Raw genomic sequence first — 23,000 nt, forward strand, 5'->3', positions numbered from 1 at the left:
AAACCTTCTCTCCAAATTATTCAACGAATGATGCTTCTGCACCTGTTGATTCACCCGATGTCTTTTCATCTGGCGCTTTTTCTGATGACTTACCAGCACCACCAGTAATAAACTTACTAATCAAATCTTCAAGATCCATCGTACCTTGTGTATTGGCAATACGCTCACCACGTTTGACGTAGTTCAAACCACCACCCGGCACAACTTTCAAATATTTTTCGCCCAATAAACCATTGGTTGCAACCATAATATAAGCATCTTCATCAATACTGGTGATGGAGTGCATGTTATCGGTGAGTTGTTTTTCCATTTCTTTTTGTTGTGCAGGCGTCGCTTCTGTATATTCAGCACTATAGCGCAGCTCTTCTAGCGCATTTGCCGTCACTGTTTTCAGTTGCTCTTTATTAAATGAAGTTAATTTACCATCTAAATCAAAATACACTGTCGCTAAACGTGATACAGGATCGAGGGTAATATCAGTCACACGACCAATACTGACACCACTCATAGTCACTTTAGCTCGTGGTTTTAAACCATTCACATTGTCAAATTGCGCAGTCATCTCATAGGCATCACGTAAATTGGTGCCCGATAATCCGCTCACTCTCATCGCTAAGAAAAATAATGCCACACCAAAGATAATGACAAAAATACCGACGGTCAGCTCACTTGTACGTGATTTCATTAAACCCCTCCAAACATGACCGCAGTCAACACAAAATCAGAACCTAAAACACACAATGAGGAATACACTACTGTTCGCGTAGTTGATGTTGCAATCCCTTCAGAAGTCGGCACACAGGCATAACCCTGATACACCGCAATCCAAGTACAAAGTAATGCAAAAACTAGACTTTTAATAATGGTGCCGTTGAAAATATCTTTATAGAATTGCACGCTATTTTGCATCCCACTCCAGAAAGAACCTTCATCCACCCCTAAAAAATCGACCCCCACCATTTTACCGCCCATGATGCCAATGGCACCAAAAATGATCGATAACATCGGCAGACTCACAATACCTGCCCATAAACGCGGTGAAACAATCCGTTTCAGTGGATCAACACCTATCATTTCCATACTCGACAGCTGTTCGGTGGCTTTCATTAAACCAATTTCAGCAGTCAAAGCTGAACCGGCACGCCCTGCAAATAACAAAGCCGCGACCACAGGTGCAAGTTCACGTAATAAAGTCAGTGAGACCATCGTCCCTAGCATGGATTCAGAACCAATATTGACCAAAATAGAATAGCCTTGCAGGCCAAGCACCAAGCCAATAAATAAACCAGAAACCGCAATGATCAATAAAGACATGACCCCAATACGGTGCATTTGGTAAATAAACAGTTTGACCCCGAGCCAGGTCGGCATGGAAAATAGGATTTGCAGCAACATCACCGTTGCTACACCGATGCCACGTACACTTTCAATGACGCGTCTACCTAATGAGGCAATAGCATTCATGAACGCACCTCATCACTTAAATAAGCCTTATGACTAAACTGATAATCGACAGGACCTTCGGCAGCACCAGTTAGGAACTGACGGACAAATGCCGATTCATGCTGTTTTAATTCAGCGGGCGTCCCCTCACCTTGAATAACACCTTCAGCAATAATATAAATATAATCGGCAATCGATAAGGTTTCACCCACATCATGCGAGACAATAATCGTGGTTAAATCCAGTGCTTCACGCAAGGTCCGAATTAAACGCGTCAGTACCCCTTTCACAATTGGATCTTGTCCAGCAAAGGGTTCATCATACATAATCAGTTCTGGATCAAGCGCAATTGCACGAGCCAACGCAACACGACGGTTCATCCCTCCAGATAGTTCTGCAGGCATAAACCTTTCAGTACCGCGTAAGCCAACCGCTTCCAGTTTAAGTGCCACCAGTTCTGCAATGAGATGTTCAGGGAGTTGCGTATGCGCACGTAACGGAAAAGCCACGTTTTCATAGACGCTCATATCGGTAAACAGAGCACCACTTTGAAACAGCATCCCCATACGTGCACGCGCCGCAAATAATTCCTGACGCGACATATGTGCAATATTTTTGCCATCTAACAAAATTTCACCATGCTCTGGTGTCAATTGACCACCAATCAAACGCAGCAATGTTGTTTTGCCCGTCCCTGAAGGTCCCATAATCGCTGTAATCTGACCACGCCGAATCTTTAAACTGACATGATCGAAAATGACACGTCTCCCTCGTTTAAAGCTCAAATCATTGACTTCAATCCAAGATTGAGCTTGTTGAGGTATTTGATTATTCATAGCTGAGGGGTTTCCTACATTTTTTCAGCATGCATACTATATAAGGATTCAAGTTCAAAATGTTGTATTTGATCAAAACGCAATAAATTTAGCGTAATTTTCTAATTAATTTAATTGTAGTTCGATTATGAATAAAAAATAGGTATAAAAATAGAACAGTGCGTTACAGAAAAGAATTATAGATATAGTACACAATATTGCATAGCAATAAGAACAAACCAATATAAGGCATAATCACCTCTTGATTGAAATTCCAAATATAATGAGCAGATTTATTGTTCATATTTAACGAATTTAAAACAAAACATGATTGAGTATACAATTTTATTAAATAAGAACAAAGATTAATCTCATAAAAAAACCGGTGTTTCCACCGGTTTTTTCTATCTAAATCGAACGACTAAATTAGTCGTTAAATTTACGACGTGGACGATCTTCACCGCCAAAAGCTGGACGCTCACCACGTGGTTTGTCATCAAAGCTACGACGTGGACGATCTTCGCCACCAAAAGTACGCTTAGGACGATCATCACTGAAGCTACGTTGTGGACGATCACCGAAACCGCCTTCACGACGTGGCGCTGGACGATCACCAAAATCACGACGTGGAGCTGGACGATCACCACTTGGTTTATAGTCTACACGGTTGCCACGGTTATCATCCGCAGAACGTGGTTTATCACCAAAGCTACGTTGTGGACGATCACCGAAACCACCTTCACGACGTGGCGCTGGACGATCACCGAAATCACGTTTAGGACGGTCATCAAACGAACGTTGTGGACGATCACCGAAGCCACCTTCACGACGTGGCGCTGGACGATCACCAAAATCACGTTTAGGACGGTCATCAAACGAACGTTGTGGACGATCACCGAAACCGCCTTCACGACGTGGCGCTGGACGATCACCGAAATCACGCTTAGGACGATCATCACCGCCAGCATAAGCTGGACGCTCACCACGAGGCTTGTCATCATAGCTACGACGTGGACGATCATCACCACCAGCATAAGCTGGACGATCACCACGAGGTTTATCATCATAGCTACGACGTGCGCCACCGCCATCACGACCGCCGCCAAAACCGCCACGACCGCCATCACGACCGCCGCNCCAAAACCGCCACGACCGCCATCACGACCACGACCACGACCACCGCCATCACGACCGCCGCCATCACGACTACCGCGTGCAGGAGGTGGAGATGGCTCAAGACCTTCAATTTCAGATACGCTTAAACGTGCATCTAGGAAGTCTTCAAGCGCGCGAATTTTGCCGCGTTCACGGTAAGTTGCAAGTGTAATTGCATTACCTGTACGACCAGCACGACCTGTACGACCAATACGGTGTACATAGTCTTCGTTCTTCATTGGAAGACCGAAGTTAATTACGTGTGAAATTGTCGGTACGTCAAGACCACGAGCAGCAACGTCAGTTGCAACTAAAATCTTAGCGCGACCTTCACGGATGCTACGTAAACGACGGTTACGAACAGTTTGTGGCATAGCACCGTGAAGCGCTACAACTGATAGACCTGCTTCAGCAAGTTCTTCAGCCAACATATCTGTATCTTCTTGAGTACTTGCAAACACAACAGCTTGATCTACAGACTCATCAGACAACCAATGTGTAAGTAATTTTTTCTTGTGTTCGAAGCCATCAGTCCAATGCAATGTTTGTGTGATGTCTGTATTGGTAGAGTGACCAGTTTCGATTGCAATACGCATCGGATCATTCATCATACGTTCAGCAAGCGTGATAATACGCGGTGCAAACGTTGCAGAGAACATCAATGTTTGTTTACGATTTGCCGCTAAATCACCAATTGCTTCTAAGTCTTCAGAAAAACCTAGATCAAGCATACGGTCAGCTTCATCGACAATTAATGCATCAACGTTATCAAGTTTAATTTGACGACGGTTAACAAGATCAAGTAAACGACCTGGAGTCGCAACGACAACTTGTGCACCTTTTAACTGTTGGATTTGTTTACCAAAAGGCATACCACCCATAATCGCAGCAACACGCACACCTTTCATATGACGTACCAATGCAATTGCATCTTGACATACTTGTTGTGCAAGTTCGCGAGTTGGTGAAATCACCAAAATATTCGGTTGTGTAATCGCTTTCATGCGATCTTTAAATGGCACTAGCGTATCTTGATTCGCTAAACCGTTTAAAGTAGGTAATAAGAATGCAGCAGTTTTACCAGAACCTGTTTGGCTTGATACAAGAAGGTCTTTACCTTCGAGTGCAGCTGGAATCGCTTGTTCTTGTACAGGAGTTGGTGTAGTAAAGCCTAAACCTTCGATCGCTAGTGTTAAAGACTCATCGAGGGAAAAATCAGCAAAAGTTTTGCTCATAGAGAGTGTTCACCCTAAAGTGGGTGCTCCATTTAATAAATTACAATATGGACATCGGCAAAAAGCGGCACAGCAAATAGAGCTGAAAAATAAGGATTCAGCAGCGATCCGAATAACGACGATGTGGATATAACGCACGTATATGATTACGGCCGCAAACCTGAAGGAATCGCTTAAGCGATTGGGGCGCGAAGGATATGTCCTCTCTATGGACAGCACGCGCATACAATGATTAGAAGATAATGTTCAGGTAAAGAACGGAAATTTAAGTGCGTGACGGCATGATAACAGAATCATTTTAAAAAGTAATCATTTTTTTCGATTAAATTATGAATATGTACTGTTTTTTTCAGTAACAGTCTATTTTACAACTTGTTTTTTGTTTAATTTTTAAACAAATATTTTATATAAATAGCTGATCAGTGAATCCAGTGGCTAAGTAGACCCTTAAAACAATCTGTTCAAAGCCCATAAACTTTTGCCTAAAATATAAAAAGCCCTCACATGGAGAGCTTTTGACTATATCACTGATTCAAATCAATGTTACTTTGCTGCGTCACCCCAAGCTGGAACAACAGCTTGCATTAAAGGTTTGAGCATTTTCATAGAGCAAGCAATCACTTGACCATTTTCCATAGAGTCAGAACCACCACGGGCATCGACTACAGTACCACCCGCTTCTTTGACGATTAACTCGCCCGCAGCGATATCCCAAGGTTTCAAACCAAGTTCGAAGTAACCATCAAGACGACCCGCAGCAACATAAGCCAAGTCTAATGCAGCAGAACCTGAACGACGGAATTGTGCACCCGCTTCAGTCACATTTAATAATGAATCAAAATGGTTTTTCGCATAAGAAACCACTTCACCATTACGTTTATTACGGTAAGCATGACCTACAGCCAAGAACGTATTGTCCAAGCTATCTTTCACATTTACACGAATACGACGTTGATTCATCATGGCACCGCGACCACGACTTGCAGAGAAAAGCTCATCTTTCACAGGGTCATAAATAACGCCGTGCTGAGTGATGCCTTTATGCTTAACGGCAATGGAAATACAGAAATGTGGGAAACCGTGAATAAAGTTTAAAGTGCCATCAAGAGGATCAATCACCCAACACCAATCAGCGTCGTGACCTTTACCTTCTTGTAGACCAAACTCTTCACCAAGGAAGCTGTGGTTTTTATAACTTTTACGTAGCGTGTCGATCGCCAATTGTTCTAAATAACGGTCTACGCGCGTTACTGGGCCATCAATCCCTTTTTCTTCGACTTGTAGATCGAGTTTATGACGATTTTGATGCGCTTTTAAAAGCTCTTGACCAACTAATTGAGCCGCACGCGCAGCCATAACCACCATAGGTTCCATTGAACACCCACTACAAATTGAAGATACTGATAAAGAATAATGCATAAAAGCCCGCACATTTTAGCAAATATGCAGGCTTTTAGGGGAAAAATGTTTCTAAAATTTAATAAATCAGGATGAAACGGTTTGCATCAGTTTCAGCCACACCAATTCAATCGATTTTTCAATGCCTTTGCTATCGAGTCCTGCTTGTTGCAACATTTGTGCATGTGAAGCTTGATGCATAAAAGTATCAGGCAAACCTAAATTTAAACTCGGTTTTACAATTTGTGCTTGAACCAAGTATTCATTGACTGCACTGCCCGCACCCGCCATAACAGCATGCTCTTCAACCGTCACAAATAAATTGGTGCTTGGTGCAAGTGCTGCGATCATCTGTTCATCAAGTGGTTTAACAAAGCGCATATTCACGACCCGTACCCCGACATCATGGGTTTGTGCCAACGCTTGTGCTGCTTCTATTGCAATCGTTACACGACTGCCAAAAGCCAGAATACTGATTTGTTCATCATATTGCTCATTAAAGCTGGCCACAATTTCTGCTTTACCAATCTCTAAAACGCTTAATTGTTGTTGAATTTCCACCCCGACACCATTGCCACGCGGATAACGTACAGCAGCAGGGCCTGAATATAAGTAAGCCGTATGCAACATTTGACGACATTCATTTTCGTCTTTCGGCGCCATGATCACCATATTGGGTACAGTACGCATGAAAGCATAATCATAAGCTCCTGCATGCGTTGGACCGTCTTCACCCACCAAACCAGCGCGATCGATCGCAAAAGTTACATCTAAATTCTGTAAAGCAACATCATGAACCAGCTGATCATAACCCCGTTGTAAAAAGGTCGAATAAATCGCAACCACTGGTTTCAACCCTTCACAGGCCATCCCTGCCGCCAAAGTTACTGCATGTTGTTCCGCAATCGCGACATCAAAGAAACGTGCTGGAAATTGTTTGGCAAACTGCACCATACCTGAACCTTCACACATGGCTGGGGTAATCGCAAGTAAACGGTCATCTTGCGCAGCTTCATCACATAGCCATTGCCCAAAGACATCCGAATATTTCGGTGCGCTATTTGCTGAAGATACTGCGCTTACTTTACTAATGGCATGATATTTAATTTGATCGGATTCAGCAGGAATAAAGCCTTTACCCTTTTTGGTATAGACATGAATTAAGCGTGGTCCTTGACGTTTTTTCAATGCATTAAAGACTTGAACCAACTGATTCACATCATGACCATCGAAAGGCCCAAAGTAGTCAAAACCAATGGCTTTAAATAGGTTATCTGCCGCATCTGTGGCTGAACTGTGTAAGCGTGAATTATAATTCCACTCTGGATGAGGTTCTAGATAAGCTTCGCCTGTTTCTGAAATATTGACCGATTGACCACTTTCCCAAATCGCAGCGAGGTGTTTAGCAAAGCCACCCGTGCTACATGAAATGGACATATCATTGTCATTCAGCACGACCATCAAGTCAGCATTATGCGCTACGGCGTCATTCATGGCTTCAAAAGCCATTCCAGCCGTCATAGCACCATCGCCAATAATGGCAACCACTTCACATGGATTTTTTTGGTAACGACGTGCCAGTGCCATGCCTAAACCCGCAGAAATGGCAGTTGAAGAATGTCCAACGCCAAAGGTATCAAATACCGATTCTTCACGTGTAGGAAATGCAGCCAAACCATCTTTCGTACGAATGGTGGTGAGTTGTTCACGACGACCCGTTAACGCTTTATGCGGATAAGCTTGATGTCCCACATCCCAAATTAAACGGTCATGCGGGGTATTAAAACAATAATGTAAAGCAACCGTCAGTTCGATCACCCCAAGGTTGGCACCAAAATGGCCTCCACTTTGTCCTGCTGCATACAAAATGTATTGACGTAACTCATCTGCCACTTGTTCTAATTGGCTACGCTCGAGCAAACGTAATTGTTGTGGGTGATCAATCGCATCCAGCAACGGTGTTATAGGGCGGTGAGTCGGTATTTCTGTATACAACATAAATGGCAAAGCCTTCTAAAGCCTGGCAAATCCTAAGCTAGGTAAATGGGTTACTCGATCATATTGTCGAATTGTATCACCTTTAAATCAGCCACATTTCTAGCGATGCAGTTTTGAGGAGTTCTCTCAACTGGGTGTTTACTCATAAAACCAGATTATCCTGAATAATCTTACTATTTATCAACCATTATCGTTCGCTTTATACAAAAAAGAAAATCTTATGCATAATTTCAACATAGCAATTCTACCAATGTCCAAGCATTACGCTATACTTTAATCAATTAATAATCTATCTGACGGGTTAAGCAGTGCCTATAGAATTTGTTGCAACTTCAAGATTACCAACCGCTTTTGGTGAATTTAAAATCACTGTATTTCAAGATCCAGAAACTGGTGAAGAGCATGTAGCACTTTCTAAAGGCCTCGACACGGCACCTACGGCTCCAGTATTGGTTCGCATTCACTCTGAATGTTTAACTGGTGATGCCTTTGCCTCACTCAAATGTGATTGTGGGCCTCAGTTACAAGCCACACAAAAATTAATCAATGAAGTGGGTCAAGGCGTGATTTTATACTTGCGCCAAGAAGGGCGTGGTATTGGGCTAACCAATAAAATTCGCGCTTATGCTTTGCAAGATCAAGGTCATGATACGGTTGATGCCAACTTAATGTTGAATTTACCCGCGGATGCTCGACGTTACGACATGTGTAATATCATGCTGGAACATTTGAAAATTAAACAAGTCAAATTAATCACCAATAATCCTACAAAAATTAAAGCCTTAAAAGAACTTGGTATTGATGTGGTCGATCGTGTTCCCCTCACCGTCGGTTTGAATCCATTTAATGCTGACTATTTAAAAACCAAACATGAACGTATGTCACACATGTATGATAAAGATGACTTCTAATTCATTTTAAAAAATATTATAAATCATTAGGGTCTGTTGACATTTCACAGATGCTTGCGACAGAGGACATTTTTTAGATGCTACAAGGCATGTTTTACGAAATTTAGTCATTCTAAATGATGAGCAGTGACTAAAGCTGCGCAAGATAACGCAGTAGCGGAAAAAATGTCCCTGTCCCATAGGGTTATTACTAAAACTTCCCCAAACTTCGTTATGAAACTTGACAAGGGGATCACCATTGTCTGCATTTCATGCCTTGCTTGAGTTGTTTTAGTGAATAACGCAATGCATGGCTGAAATGTCCACAGACCCTAGATTTAGGGATTTTTTACAAGATGTTAAAAAATCCCTTACTTTTTTTATGACTTTATGCTTTGATGTATTCAGTCCTTAAAATCATGCTATAGAGGTCATCTATGCAGAACCCAACGTCAGCTGATATTCAACGCGTTCGCGAATTTCTCCTCGATTTACAAGCCCGTATTTGTGCAGGTCTAGAACAACGAGAATTACAGAGTGGTGGCACTGCTCAATTTGAAATTGATGATTGGGAACGTCCAGAAGGTGGTGGCGGTCGTTCACGTGTTTTACAAAATGGCACGGTGATTGAAAAAGGTGGCGTGATGTTTTCACACATCAATATTTCAAAACTTCCAGCTTCTGCAACTGAGCGTCATCCACAAATTGCTGGAGCAAAAGCACAAGCTTTAGGGGTTTCTTTAGTCATTCACCCCAAGAATCCAAATGTTCCGACCTCACATGCCAATGTGCGTTTATTTGTCGCAGAGCCTGAAGGGCAAGATCCAATTTGGTGGTTTGGTGGTGGTTTTGACCTCACTCCATTTTATCCAGATGATGCAGATATAGTGGCTTGGCATCAAAAAGCCCATGACCTGTGTGCCCCTTTTGGTGACAGCGTCTATGCCGAACATAAAAAATGGTGTGATGACTACTTCTATTTAAAACATCGTGATGAACAACGCGGTGTCGGTGGATTATTCTTTGATGATTTAAATCAATGGGATTTTGAAACCTGCTTTCAATATATTCAAGCCGTGGGGAATGGTTACTTAGACGCGATTTTGCCGATTTTCCAACGTCATCAAAATCAACCTTATAGCCAAGCACAACGTGAGTTTCAACTCTACCGTCGTGGTCGTTATGTGGAATATAATTTGGTTTATGACCGTGGGACTTTGTTTGGTTTACAAACAGGCGGGCGGATTGAGTCAATTTTGGTCAGTATGCCACCGCTTGCCGCTTGGTCATATCGTCCAGAATGGGATGAGGATTCAACTGAAAAACGCTTAACCGATTACTATTTAAAACCACATGATTGGTTAACTGAACTGTAATCGTTGAACATTTAAAAAAATTAATCTCCTTTCCCATATTCGAGAAAGGAGGTTTTTTAACTTTAATCAGGCTCTGAGTTAATCTTGATTAAAGCATAAAACTGTTTGAATTAAAGTCATTCGCCTATAAATATAGCGGACTATTCCATCAATAATAATGTTGCCGACATATTTCCTTACAGCACGAGATGCAATGGCATTTCTAAAATCGTTTAGACTGGGTCATTCAATTTAAGCACTTTACGCCTATTTTAAAGCCAGCATAAATGACAACAAACCATGCTTAAGGAGAAAAAAATGTTCAACAAAACACTCAATCGCAAAGTATTTTTATTTTGGTCAATTTTCATCATGATCCTTTGCTCCATAAGCATTACCTTCTCATCAGACAATACCTTTTCCGATAGCTTATCGATTAGCTTTAGCGTACTTGCTGGTTTTGGCTTATTTTTTACTGCGGCAATGTTACTTGAAGAAGTGGTGCACGACATCTGTAATCCTTAGCTTTAACTTTAATCGCTTGCGTTTTGCTACACATTATTGAAGTGTATTTTTCCAATTCCTAATTATTTTATTTTCTCTCCTTCTGACTTTAGCCTTGTTTAAAAATCACGTATATTGAATGCCATTTCCGCACATGGATCTTGTGAAATGAGCAAACAATTCGCGGTGATTGGTCACCCTATCGAACAATCGCGCTCACCAGAACTTCATCATGCTTTTGCACAAAAAACAGGTATTGACCTCCATTACAGCAAACGTCTTGCTCCACTGGATGGTTTTGAAGCCAACATTAAAGCGTTTTTTGCCCAAGGTGGCAGCGGCATGAATGTCACTGTGCCTTTTAAAGAGCAAGCATTTGCGCAATGCCATGTTCTGACTGAACGTGCCAAAATTGCCAAAGCCGTGAATACGCTGTGGATGCAAGATGGAAAACTACATGGTGACAATACCGATGGTCAGGGGCTAGTCGATGCCATTCAAGCTTTAAATTGGAATTTAGACAATACCGCTATTTTAATCATTGGTGCAGGTGGCGCAACGCGTGGCGTGGTCTACCCGCTGGTGCAAGCGGGTGTGAAAAAAATTGTCATTGCCAACCGTACCTTAGCCCGTGCAGAACAATTGGTCGCAGATTTAAAAGATGCTGTTCCGCAAGCCACCCTTGCTGCCGTTTCATTAGAGCATTTAAGCGGTGAATTTGATCTGGTGATTAATGCGACCTCAGCAAGCTTAAGTGGCGATGCTTTAGTCTTACCTGAAACATTGCAGTTTAAACATGCTTATGAAATGGCCTATGGCAAACCCTCTAGCTTTTTAGATCAAGCCAAAGCGCGTGGTATTCCCACATCTGAAGGGTATGGCATGTTGGTGGGTCAAGCGATTGAATCTTTTTCCATCTGGAATGGAATAAAACCAGCACTGAAAGATTTTCTTTAAGCCGATCTCTAACATATATCCAAAAAAAGAACCTCATCCGAGGTTCTTTTTAACACTTATTTTTTAGGGTTCAAGTTTTCCTTTAATGCCGTATAAGTTTTTTGATACAGCTCTAAATCAATATACCCATCTTGTTCTAAAGTCAGTTTTTCAATCGACTTTAAAGACAAACGGTTTTGCGTTGAATCTACATAGGCTTGTGCCAAGATATCTGCAACAGCTTTCAATTGTTGCGGCTGATCTACGTCGTAGTCTTGTTTAAAGTTCTGCATATACTGCTGAGCAAAAATGGCTTTTGGTTGTTTATATTGTTTAACCAGTTGCTGCCATGCCTGACGCTCAGCATCCTTTGCAACAACGGCATTCACGATTTGATACACCGCTTCGCCTAACTCGTGATTAAACTGCTGATCGAGTTCTAAATCATGTTTTTTCTGCAACGCTTGAATCTGTTTCAGCGCCTGACCTGTAGGGTTATAAATCGCTTCGTCTGCAAACCAATAGGCATAGACCTGTGCAATTTCGTGCAGGCTTTGTGCATTGTAGTTTTTAAGCAAATCACGATTTTGGGCTGCCATTTGCATTCCCCACAGCGCCTGATAAGTTTGCGCATAAGAATGGGTTTGCTGATAGGTTTTTTCTGCCAATTGCTTCAGTTGTTCATTCAAACTCAGCCTATTTTTCACGGTTGTCGCTGCATCTGTTTCGGTTTCTTCTCCCCCTGTTGCAGTAGAAAAACCACGAACCATATTTTCAATCACCGACCCTTTAGATATTTCTGCTAAAGACTTGGCTTGACGTAATTGAGCACCATCAATTGTACTGGCCTGACCATAATTCTGAATATTAAAATCGGCCTGAATATTGACTGTGCCATATTTTTGACTGGTGATTTGTACATCATAATCTACCAGTATGGCACGACCTTGGGCATCCAGTCCGACATCCATGACCAGAGGGATTTGCTGTGCATTGGCTTTCAGTGCTTGCTGAATTTCAGCTTGATGCTTCGCCCATAAGCCTGAAAATGTTTTGACATCCATCAACTGATCTGACACATATTGTTCAAAAATAGGACTCAAACTACTTAGCGCATCAATCAGTTTTGTCTGATCAACATCCTTTTCTTTGCTGGCAAAAGCATTTAAATCATATTCATGCTGGCAGAAGGTTAAAGCGCCCATCGTGGCACGCTGGGGTTGGCTGATCAATTCTTGACACTGCTGCTGATTTAAATATTCATCCGAGCCTTTATCTGCGGTTTGCACTGCATCCGCTGCGACTATATCTTCGGGTTGCTCTGTTACAACAACCGTATCCGCTGCCACTGCTGTAGCAGCACAGGATTTATCCTGTTTTAAACAACCAGACTCCGTTGCTGGCTCTGCTGTATCACCTTGCCCTAAAGCACTAAAATGCGTATCGATTAATAGGCTTAACTGCAAACTTGATTCAGCTGCTTCATCTTTAGTCAGGCTTGGTACATCATCTACCTCCCCTGCTGGAGCGACAGCTTTATGCTTCTGGGTCGAATCCTGTGTTGCTACAGTTGTCGCGGCTTGCTCCGCAATTGCATCTGTCGGCTTGATTCCAACCACCGAATTGAGAAAATAAGGTCGGTTGACTTGTTCATATAACGCCATTTGCAACTGGAGTTGTTCTAAGGTGGTGCTTAAACGAATTTTCTCTACTACAGCCAAATTCTTATCTTTGGCATTCAACGGCAAAGCTTGAATCCCTTTCGGTTCAGCCAAGGCATAAGACAAAGCATTGACTTGCTTTAAATAATCTGCCAGTTTTTTAAAATCAACGCGATTGATTTCATTTTTATACTTCGAAAAATCAATATAGGCAAAGCTTGCCTGACTGTCTTTATTGACTAAATAAGGCATCAGTGAAAAATAATTGATATAAAACTTATACTCATTAAAATCAACCACCATCGGGACTTTGGCATGCACCAAAAGCGTTGGTTTTTCATATTTTGCCTCTAAATTTAAAGAGGCGAGTTTTTGCCGATAATGCACTGAACCATTGTAACTAAACTGAATATTACTTAATAAGTTCAAAGCAAACTGATCAAAGTTACTCCCATATCCCTCTTTCGCAGCAAACCGATCGGCATTCGGAAGCTGTTCTTTTGCCAATGCCGTATATAAATGCTGCTTTTCCTGATGACCTAAACGAAGCTTTTGAACTTTAAGATATTGTTCAATTTGACGCTGCAACACAGGATCTAATGAGGGAGCACTCTCTTGTTGAGTCAGTTTCGAGTTTTTTGTCGTATTTGCGGTTGAATTTGCATGAAAATTCAATTTTCCTTGATAATCATAGCCCGACGTTTCAAACATGGCGTTTAAACCTGTAACAGCTTTTTGCTCTAAACTCTGTCCAGTATTGGCATTGGATTTAATGACATGTTGTGAACAAGCACTTAGGCTTAAGGCTATTAAGCTTAAAGTTAAATATCTTATTTGCATGATTTCTTTTTAAATACCTTATGTTATTTATACTTAAACACTGATCAATTTAACTTTTTGATCAAAATCAAAGTTTATACTTTAACAAAAAAATATTTTCTAAGCCGTTTAATTTTCATTGTTATTCGCCTTTCTGACATTTTTCCAAGGCTACACTATCAATGTATTTTGATGAGCAATGTGAATAATCAAACTATCGATTCGGATAATCCAAAACTATTTCTAAATTAGGATTAACACTATGCCTGCTTATAAAGCTCCTTTACACGACATTCGCTTTTTAATGAATGAAGTTTTTGACTTCTCTGCCCACTATAAAACTTTATCCAATGGCGAAGCTGCCGATGCTGACACTGTAGACATGATTCTAGAAGGTGCAGCAGATTTTTGTGAAAATATACTGTCACCTTTAAACCAATCGGGTGATGAAGAAGGCTGTCATTTCGAAAATGGCGAAGTCAAAACACCGAAAGGCTTTAAAGAAGCTTATGACCAATTTGTGCAAGGGGGATGGCAAGGTCTGTCTTTTCCAGAAGAATTTGGCGGTCAAAATTTGCCTCAATCTTTAAATCTGATCAAATCAGAAATGATGGGCACAGCAAACTGGTCATTCCAAATGTACCCAGGTTTAAGCGTTGGCTGCATGAATACCATTCTTCAGTTTGGTACTGACGAACAAAAAAATATCTACATGCCTAACCTTGTGGCAGGTACGTGGTCAGGCACCATGTGCTTAACTGAACCACAATGTGGTACAGACCTAGGTCAAGTAAAAGCCAAAGCAGAGCCAAATGCAGATGGTACTTATCATATTACTGGGACAAAAATTTTCATCTCTGCGGGTGAACACGATTTAACAGAAAATATCATCCACATTGTCCTTGCACGTCTTCCAGATGCGCCCGCAGGTACAAAAGGGATTTCTTTATTTATTGTGCCTAAATTCTTGGTCAATACCGATGGTACTGTAGGTGAGCGTAACCCTGTAACCTGTGGTTCAATTGAACACAAAATGGGGATCCGTGCTTCTGCAACAGCGGTTTTAAACTTTGACAATGCTGTGGGCTACTTAATTGGCGAGCCAAATAAAGGCTTACATGCCATGTTCACATTTATGAACACGGCGCGTATTGGGACTGCAATTCAAGGCATCGCGCATGCTGAACTGTCGTTCCAAGGTGCTTTACCGTATGCCAAAGATCGTATGTCTATGCGTGCTCTATCTGGCAAGAAAGACCCTGAAAAAGTTGCTGATGCCATTATTCACCATGCTGATGTTCGTCGCATGTTGTTGACGCAAAAAGCGATTGCTGAAGGCGGTCGTTCCATGATTTATTATGCAGCGCAACTGGCTGACAAAATGGCCGATGCCCTAGAGCGCGGTGATACTGCGGCATTTGAAGCAGCAGATGATCATTTAGGTTTCTACACTCCGATCCTAAAAGGTTTCTTAACTGAGCTAGGTTTAGAAGCAGCAAACCACGGTATGCAAATTTACGGTGGTCACGGTTATATCAAAGAATGGGGTATGGAGCAGATTGCACGTGATGCACGTATCGCTACGCTTTATGAAGGTACAACGGGCGTGCAAGCACTCGACTTGATTGGTCGTAAAGTGTTACTGACCTCTAAAGGTAAAGTTATTCGTGACTACACCACTGAAATTTTGAAATTCTGTGCGCAAAATGCCACCAACAAATACATGCGTCGTTTTGCATGGGACTTAACCAAAGTATGTGCACAGTGGAATGCCTTAACGGTGCGCATTATGCTTGCGGCACGTAAAGACCGTGACGTGGTATCTTCAGCTTCTGTCGATTTCTTGATGTTCTCTGGTTATGTGATGATGGCGTACTTCTGGGCGCAACAAGCTGCCGTTGCTTCAGAAAAACTGGCTTCTGGTGATGGCAAAGAATCTGCTGAATTCTATAAAGCGAAAATTAAAGTCGCTGACTTCTATTTCGAACGCTTATTGCCACGTACCCAAGGTCATGCTGAAGCCATGGTCAATCCTTCAAAAACTATGACTTCATTAGCACCTGAACACTTTAGCTTCGACTACTAAGGTGTAAGTTTTTAGAGTAAAGAAGAGAGCGCTTAGGCGCTCTTTTTTATAACAAGTATTTTAGTTTTTTATTCATTTGCAGCAATATTAATCCGGCAAAGATTGAACACGCCAATACAACCAAGCTAAATAAGGTCTGTTGATTTAAAAAATAGCCTTTTAAATGGTAAATAAAAAAAGGATGAATTAAAAAAATTGCAGTCGATAAATTTGCCAATTCTTTATTTTTCCCCAGTATATTCTGATTAAAAACGTATATAAAAATAATTGGCGCAGTAATAAATAAGGAAAACATCTGATCCAGACTTTCCTTCCGACTGATCAAAAAATAATTCGCAAGTGATTCCACGACCACTAAAACAACCACAACAATCACATGCCAAAGCTTTATATTTATTTTATTACTAATTGCAGCCTGACATTTATTCAGCAGAAAACCTAAGGTCAGAAAAGGAAAACTCATCAATAAAAAATTACGATGCACGGTATAGGTGTTCAATTCAGCATCCATTTGACCCTGAAATAAATGTAAATTACCGACTTGCTGAAGCGTAACGCCAAGCAAAAATAAAAAAATGCTTCCAATAAAGAGCTTATTCGCATTTATATTTCTACAGAAATATAAAACAGAGCCACCCAACAACACGCCCTGAATATACCAAAGCACATAATAACCATTGTATAAGACAGAAAAATTATAGGAGGCACTTTTTGTCCACCATATGGGTAAATAAAAGACCATCCAAACGGCATACAAAATAAAAATACGTTTCAGCCATGTTTTATATCTTTGAATATTATTGATATAAAAAAAATAATAGCCTGTAATGACTAAAAAAACAGGGACTGCTAACCTAAATATTCCCTGCACGAAAACATGGCTTAACAGTGTCGATAGATCATAAAAAACACGGGTATGTAAAAAAACCACAGCAATGGCTAAAATGACTTTCAAAATATCAATCGATAAATTTCTTTCCATTTTCTACTCATACACGTACATAAAGTTAAATTTTAAAATCAAAGAAACTCTTCCAACACTGAATTTAAAAACACATGCCCTTGCTCGGTACATGAAATTCGCGTTTGATCGTCAACCATCAACTTTCGTGAACGCAATGAATCTAAAAGTGCATCCACGCCAGCTAAACTCAAACCTGTACGTTCTGCATACAGTTTCGCGTCAACGCCTTGGTTTAAACGTAGTACATTCATCATAAATTCAAACGGCATATCATCCGCTTCAATGCGTTTAAACTGCACATGTTCTGCGGGGACTTTGGCTAAATAGTCTTTTGGTAAACGGGTTTTTTGAAAACGATACACGCCATCAGGTTGTGTCACTTTGCCATGTGCCCCTGCCCCAATTGCTAAATAATCCCCAAACTGCCAGTAATTTAAATTATGTACAGAAGGCTTTTCCTTACGCCATGCCGACACTTCATAATTGACAAAACCCTGCGCTGTTAAATACGCTTCACCCTGTGCTTGAATCTCTTCCAACACGTCATCAACCGGCAAAATAGGTTGAGTTCTAAAAAACACCGTATTCGGTTCAATGGTCAATTGATACCACGATACATGGGTTGCCCCATTTTCTACCGCCAGTTTTAAATCGTATAAAGCTTGCTCTAAAGTTTGTTCAGGCAAACCATGCATCAAGTCTACATTGACCCGTGCAAAACCCGCTTCCTTGGCCAAATGAATAGCATTCACGGCATCAGCATTGCTATGAATTCGTCCTAGTTTTTTAAGATGATCGGTATTAAAACTTTGCACACCAATAGAAAGGCGATTAATCCCTGCATCCAAATAACCAGCAAAAGGATCGTGCTCTACCGTACCCGGATTGGCTTCTAAAGTAATTTCACAACCTTCTTCAAAAGGAATGAGGCTTTTCAGCTGGCTAAATAACCATTGATAACCTTTGGCCGAAATTAACGACGGCGTTCCACCGCCAATAAAGACGCTATGAATATGGCGACCTTGAGCAAAATCGACCTGTATTTTCAAGTCTTCAACCAACGCTTGTAGATATTCTTGTTCTAAATCTAAAGACAATTTTCCATCAGGCACGGCATGTGAGTTAAAGTCACAATACGGACATTTACGCACGCACCATGGCATGTGAATATATAAAGACAGTGGAATACTTGCAGGATTTAAATCAGCCAAGGAATAAGCTCAAAACAACAAAATAAGGAGATATATATTTTAACATGACTGTATCAAGACACTTCTGAATTCTTCTCCTATCTACGATAAACTACTTAAAACCAAGAATAATTAGATCGTGAATATGATGAAAATATCGACTCAGTTATTATTATTGTTGCCCCTCACCATGGGGATTGGTGTAGCGATGACTTTTCAAACGGCAATTAATAGTCAATTAAGAGAATATCTACATTCGCCTCTGCAAGCCGCGCTTTTATCCTTTTTGGTTGGTACAATAGTACTTGCCGTGTTGGTGTTTTTTCAAAATGTAGATAAACCAACTTTTACCATTTTGCTTCAACTTCCTTGGTTTCTATGGCTTGGCGGTTTTCTCGGTGTCTATGCCATTAGCATCAGTATTTATACCGCACCCAAACTTGGTTTTTTGACCTTTGCAGGATTAATTATTTTTGGTCAAATCATCACCTCGATGTTCTTCGATCATTTTGGTTTACTGGGTACGGAACAAACACCGATTAACTGGCAACGTCTTTTAGGTAGCGTGGTGATTTTTATTGGTGTGCTTCTCACTTTACAACGCTAACGCCTTCTAAGCACATAGGGTCTGTGGACATTTCACAGATGCTTGCGACATGAGCCGGATACGGCGCAAGATGTTTAGACGTTACAAGGCATGTTTTGCGAAATTTAGTCATTCTAAATGATGAGCAGTGACTAAAGCTGCGCAAGATAACACAGTAGCGGAAAAAATGTCCCTGTCCCGTAGGGTTATCACTAAAACTTCCCCAAACTTCGTTATGAAACTTGACAAGGGGATCAACCATTGTCTGCATTTCATGCCTTGTTTGAGTTGTTTTAGTGAATAACGCAATGCATGGCTGAAATGTCCACAGACCCTAATAAAATGAGTAATTTTTTTGTTAAATGCTACATCTGTTACAACTACCCGCTTTGAGTTAAAACAACTCTTCCACCTGATGATCCCAATTTTGATCACGCAATTTGCCCAAGCAGGTTTTGGCCTGATTGATACCATTATGGCGGGGCATTTATCTGCACAAGACCTTGCTGCCATTGCCGTTGGTGTGGGTTTATGGATTCCAATCATGTTGCTGTTTAGTGGCATCATGATTGCAACCACCCCCTTAGTGGCCGCAGCCAATGGTGCACGTACGCCTGAAAAAATTGCCACCATTGCCCGTCAATCTTTATGGGTGGCTTTTATTTTAGGAGTCATTGCTGGACTGATTTTACAGTTCATGCCTTTGTTGCTGCCCATTTTAGGTGTCCCTGAAAATTTATTGCCTAAAGCCAGTTTGTTTTTACATGCGATTGGTTTTGGTATGCCTGCTGTGACCATGTATGCAGCATTAAGAGGCTATTCGGAAGCCTTGGGTTATCCACGCCCCGTCACCGCCATTAGCTTAATTGCTCTGGTGCTGTTAATTCCTTTAAACTTTATTTTTATGTATGGCATTGGTCCTATTCCACATTTAGGCAGTGCAGGCTCTGGCTTTGCCACTGCTATTTTACAATGGTTGATGTTCATCACCCTCGCCACCTATATTCTAAAAGCACGGCGCTATCAAAAAACCCAACCGTTTGCGCTGTGGGAAAAATTAGATCCTTATTGGGTCAAACGCATTTTGACTCTCGGTTTACCGATTGGCTTGGCCATTTTCTTTGAGGTCAGTATTTTTAGTACCGCTGCAATTGTGTTAAGTCCTTTGGGTGAAACCATTATCGCGGCACATCAAATTGCGATTTCAGTCACTTCGCAATTGTTTATGATTCCGATGTCACTGGCCATTGCGCTCACCATTCGGGTCGGAACCTATTATGGTGAACATAATTGGCTAGCCATGCGTAAAGTACAATATCTGGGTCTGGCGACAGGAACCATTTTTGCTTTTATCACCATGCTATTTATGTGGTTGTTCCGCGCTGAAATTGTGGCCATTTACACTTCAGATTATGACGTGGCTAAAGTTGCCATGTATTTAATTTTATTTGCAATTGCATATCAACTCATGGATGCATGGCAAGTCAGTGCCGCAGGCTGTTTACGCGGTATGCAGGACACCAAAGGTCCGATGTGGATTACCATGCTCGCCTATTGGGTTATTGCCTTCCCTGTCGGAATTTATCTGGCGCGCTTTACCGAGATGGGTGCAGCAGGGGTTTGGGTGGGATTGATTGTCGGTTTAAGTATTGCTTGTGTGTTATTACTGACACGTTTGTATATGAATAATCAACGCCTAAGTCATCACGCCTCAACTTAAAAAACCTGTCACCTCTATTCTTCTCTCCGAGATTAACGATCACTAGGCGGCAAGGATGCCGCTGTTGGGCTAAGGTACATGTATGTTGCTTCAGCACAATAATGGTTTCCTTGCGAAGCTTCGCTTCTCATTTTTCCCAAACAAAAGTGACCTTAATTCCTACACAAAGTAATCTGAATGATGCAATTAAAATAAGGCAAAGTTCATTGATGATGGACTTTACCGCATATCAAATTTTAAAATATTGATTCACTTAAATTCGAACATTTCTTCATACCTGAATTAAGCTGAATAACTTGCATTGGCATAGCAAAACTGCATATTTTCCCACAGAAAAATCCACCCCCATAAAGCTCAACATATTCAGACTCCAACAAATGCTTAACAATTTAAAATAGGTATTTTCAACTTTGTCGCCTATGATCATTCAAACATACCAATGATGACCCTGAGGAATATCGCATGGCAAAAACGGCTAGCACACCCGGTCGTCGCTTTATGAAACTTGCCAGTATGACGGCGAGCATCGCAACCAAAACAGTTTCAAACTCGATCAAAAATTTTAATGCCGATGAAGAACAAAAAAATGCTTCACGCAGTAAACTTTTTCAAGACATTGGTCTACAAATTGCTGACACCCTTGGGGAAATGAAAGGCGCAGTAATGAAAGTCGGGCAAATTGCCTCACAATATAAAGATGTCTTCCCACCTGAAGTTGCGCGTGCCATTGCCAAATTACAGCGCCAAGCCCCTGCTATGCCTTTTGCTGAAATTAAAGCACAAGTTGAAAAAGAACTTGGCAAACCACTAAATCAAATTTTTAAAAGCTTTGATGAGCAACCTTTTGCCGCAGCATCCATTGGTCAAGTACATAAAGCCTTGCTACCCAATGGTCAGCAGGTGGTGGTTAAAGTGCAATATCCAGGTGTCGATGAAGCCTGCGAAAGTGATCTTAAACAAGTGCGATTGGCACTGCGTCTGATGGGCGTGCTAAAAGTTGATCGTAAACTACAAGATCAACTGTTTAAAGAAATTCAAGAAAGCTTAGACAATGAATTAAATTATGAAATTGAAGCACAAAATTTAGAAGTTGCGCGTACTTTCCACCAAAGCTTAGACAGCAAAATTATTATTCCGCAAGTGTATAAAGACTATTCCTCACGCCATGTTTTAACCTTAAGCTTAGAACAAGGTGAAAGTATTGAAACGGCCAGTACATGGTCACAAGCCACCCGAAATGAACTCGGTCGTCGTTTATTCCGCGCCATTGGACAAGAAATTTTCTATCTAAAACGCTTTCATTGCGATCCACACCCCGGCAACTTTGCCTTTCGTGAAGATGGTTATGTGATTATTTATGACTACGGTGGTGTTAAAACATTATCCAGTGCAACGGTGCAGCACTTTAAACAGTTAATACAAGCTGCTCGTGAAGGTAATATTGCCGAAATAGAACAACAATTGGATGCGTTACATGCCATTTCAGCACAAGGAAAATTTCCAACTGAATTATATAATCAATGGTTAGAAGTGCTTCTACGCCCACTCACCACCCTATATGATTTTGCAGAAAACTCAGCACATCATAATGGAATGGAGTTGCTTAAACCCTCATTAAAATATTGGGATGTCTTTAAACCTTCACCAGAAACACTGATGGTGAATCGCACGGTATCGGGTCATTATTGGAATATGATTCATTTAAAAATGCATGACAATCTTAATGACTTATTTGACGAGTTAGCTCCACCCCGCGCATAAAATACGGACAAAACCCAAATGAAAGTTTGATTTGGGTTCTATTTGGCAAACTATTTTATTTGTAAAAATTAACGTTATGTTATAACATATCTAAATTAACAATAATTTTGGAGCCAACCATGCGTTCTCATATTCACCCAGAGTATCGTGAAGTCTTATTCCATGACACCAATGCGGATGTCTATTTCATTATTGGCAGCACCTTACAATCACAACAGACAAAAAATTACCAAGGTCAGGACTATCCCTATGTCAGTTTAGATATTTCAAGTGCATCGCATCCGTTTTATACTGGTGAACAACGTCAAACCAATAATGAAGGTCGTGTCGCGAGTTTCAACAAGCGTTTCTCTCGTTTCAAACGCTCACATTAAGTTAATATTCAATTAAGCTCAGCTTGTTATTTTTTACTTATTCAGAAGCCTAAGCCTCCTCCTCCACTTAGGCTTCTTTTTTTATCTGCTGTATTGATAGCAAAAACGTT

At 41.1% G+C, this 23,000-nt stretch carries 17 protein-coding genes and 1 pseudogene; 9 read left to right on the plus strand and 9 right to left on the minus strand.

Features of this window, described 5'->3' with window-relative positions:
- Nucleotides 1-16: 16 nt before the first annotated feature.
- From B9T30_RS06400 to dxs, 6 genes and pseudogenes are all read right to left on the minus strand, one after another.
- Nucleotides 17-685 carry an outer membrane lipid asymmetry maintenance protein MlaD gene (locus tag B9T30_RS06400; RefSeq protein ID WP_086184256.1) on the minus strand — a complete coding sequence of 223 codons (669 nt, stop codon included), beginning with the start codon at nt 683-685 and terminating at the stop codon, nt 17-19.
- On the minus strand, nt 685-1,464 hold the full coding sequence (mlaE, locus tag B9T30_RS06405) for a lipid asymmetry maintenance ABC transporter permease subunit MlaE (protein WP_004650515.1): 780 nt from the start codon (nt 1,462-1,464) through the stop codon (nt 685-687). The genes B9T30_RS06400 and mlaE overlap by 1 nt, the downstream gene beginning before the upstream one ends.
- Nucleotides 1,461-2,279, minus strand: a complete 819-nt coding sequence (locus B9T30_RS06410; protein ID WP_086184257.1) for an ABC transporter ATP-binding protein — start codon at nt 2,277-2,279, stop codon at nt 1,461-1,463. The genes mlaE and B9T30_RS06410 overlap by 4 nt, the downstream gene beginning before the upstream one ends.
- 405 nt (nt 2,280-2,684) lie before the next feature.
- Nucleotides 2,685-4,648 (minus strand): annotated as a pseudogene (locus B9T30_RS06415) (DEAD/DEAH box helicase).
- A 543-nt stretch (nt 4,649-5,191) separates the two neighbouring features.
- Entirely contained in the window at nt 5,192-6,022 is an 831-nt protein-coding gene (locus B9T30_RS06420; protein WP_004650520.1) for an inositol monophosphatase family protein, read from the minus strand.
- 111 nt (nt 6,023-6,133) lie between these two features.
- Complete coding sequence (gene dxs / locus B9T30_RS06425; RefSeq protein WP_086184258.1) at nt 6,134-8,044, minus strand: 1-deoxy-D-xylulose-5-phosphate synthase; 1,911 nt, start codon at nt 8,042-8,044, stop codon at nt 6,134-6,136.
- A 308-nt stretch (nt 8,045-8,352) separates the two neighbouring features.
- Between dxs and ribA the strand changes: the two genes are divergently transcribed.
- The 4 genes from ribA (at nt 8,353) to aroE (ending at nt 11,750) form a co-directional block, all read left to right on the plus strand.
- Nucleotides 8,353-8,955 (plus strand): GTP cyclohydrolase II, encoded by a 603-nt coding sequence (ribA, locus tag B9T30_RS06430; RefSeq protein ID WP_086184259.1) that lies wholly within the window; start codon nt 8,353-8,355, stop codon nt 8,953-8,955.
- A 416-nt stretch (nt 8,956-9,371) separates the two neighbouring features.
- Nucleotides 9,372-10,310: an oxygen-dependent coproporphyrinogen oxidase gene (gene hemF, locus B9T30_RS06435; RefSeq protein WP_086184260.1), complete on the plus strand. Its 939-nt coding sequence runs from the start codon at nt 9,372-9,374 to the stop codon at nt 10,308-10,310.
- A 297-nt stretch (nt 10,311-10,607) separates the two neighbouring features.
- A complete protein-coding gene (locus B9T30_RS06440; protein ID WP_086184261.1) occupies nt 10,608-10,814 on the plus strand; it encodes a hypothetical protein in 207 nt (68 codons plus the stop codon).
- A 147-nt stretch (nt 10,815-10,961) separates the two neighbouring features.
- Entirely contained in the window at nt 10,962-11,750 is a 789-nt protein-coding gene (gene aroE / locus B9T30_RS06445; RefSeq protein WP_086184262.1) for a shikimate dehydrogenase, read from the plus strand.
- 56 nt (nt 11,751-11,806) lie between these two features.
- Here the strand turns inward: aroE and B9T30_RS06450 are convergent, their stop codons facing one another.
- A complete protein-coding gene (locus B9T30_RS06450) occupies nt 11,807-14,230 on the minus strand; it encodes a hypothetical protein (protein ID WP_086184263.1) in 2,424 nt (807 codons plus the stop codon).
- Nucleotides 14,231-14,471: 241 nt separating this feature from the next.
- Here B9T30_RS06450 and B9T30_RS06455 point away from each other — a divergent pair, with 241 nt between their 5' ends.
- Nucleotides 14,472-16,295, plus strand: a complete 1,824-nt coding sequence (locus B9T30_RS06455) for an acyl-CoA dehydrogenase C-terminal domain-containing protein (protein WP_086184264.1) — start codon at nt 14,472-14,474, stop codon at nt 16,293-16,295.
- 46 nt (nt 16,296-16,341) lie between these two features.
- Here B9T30_RS06455 and B9T30_RS06460 read toward each other — a convergent pair whose 3' ends face one another.
- Nucleotides 16,342-17,277, minus strand: coding sequence for an acyltransferase family protein (locus B9T30_RS06460; protein WP_086184265.1), 936 nt, complete (start codon nt 17,275-17,277; stop codon nt 16,342-16,344).
- Nucleotides 17,278-17,315: 38 nt separating this feature from the next.
- On the minus strand, nt 17,316-18,470 hold the full coding sequence (gene hemW / locus B9T30_RS06465) for a radical SAM family heme chaperone HemW (protein ID WP_086184266.1): 1,155 nt from the start codon (nt 18,468-18,470) through the stop codon (nt 17,316-17,318).
- Between the two features lie 124 nt (nt 18,471-18,594).
- On the opposite strand from hemW, the gene B9T30_RS06470 reads away from it, so the two are divergent.
- The 4 genes from B9T30_RS06470 (at nt 18,595) to B9T30_RS06485 (ending at nt 22,890) form a co-directional block, all read left to right on the plus strand.
- A complete protein-coding gene (locus B9T30_RS06470) occupies nt 18,595-19,056 on the plus strand; it encodes a DMT family transporter (protein ID WP_086184267.1) in 462 nt (153 codons plus the stop codon).
- Nucleotides 19,057-19,450: 394 nt separating this feature from the next.
- On the plus strand, nt 19,451-20,755 hold the full coding sequence (locus B9T30_RS06475) for an MATE family efflux transporter (RefSeq protein WP_167356317.1): 1,305 nt from the start codon (nt 19,451-19,453) through the stop codon (nt 20,753-20,755).
- A gap of 462 nt (nt 20,756-21,217) precedes the next feature.
- Nucleotides 21,218-22,516: an ABC1 kinase family protein gene (locus B9T30_RS06480; protein ID WP_086184269.1), complete on the plus strand. Its 1,299-nt coding sequence runs from the start codon at nt 21,218-21,220 to the stop codon at nt 22,514-22,516.
- Nucleotides 22,517-22,635: 119 nt separating this feature from the next.
- The gene (locus B9T30_RS06485) at nt 22,636-22,890 is read left to right on the plus strand and encodes a type B 50S ribosomal protein L31 (protein WP_086184270.1); all 255 of its coding nucleotides are present in this window, start codon (nt 22,636-22,638) and stop codon (nt 22,888-22,890) included.
- Nucleotides 22,891-23,000: the final 110 nt, after the last annotated feature.

This window comes from Acinetobacter sp. ANC 4973, from assembly GCF_002135275.1.
Classification (GTDB): domain Bacteria; phylum Pseudomonadota; class Gammaproteobacteria; order Pseudomonadales; family Moraxellaceae; genus Acinetobacter; species Acinetobacter kyonggiensis.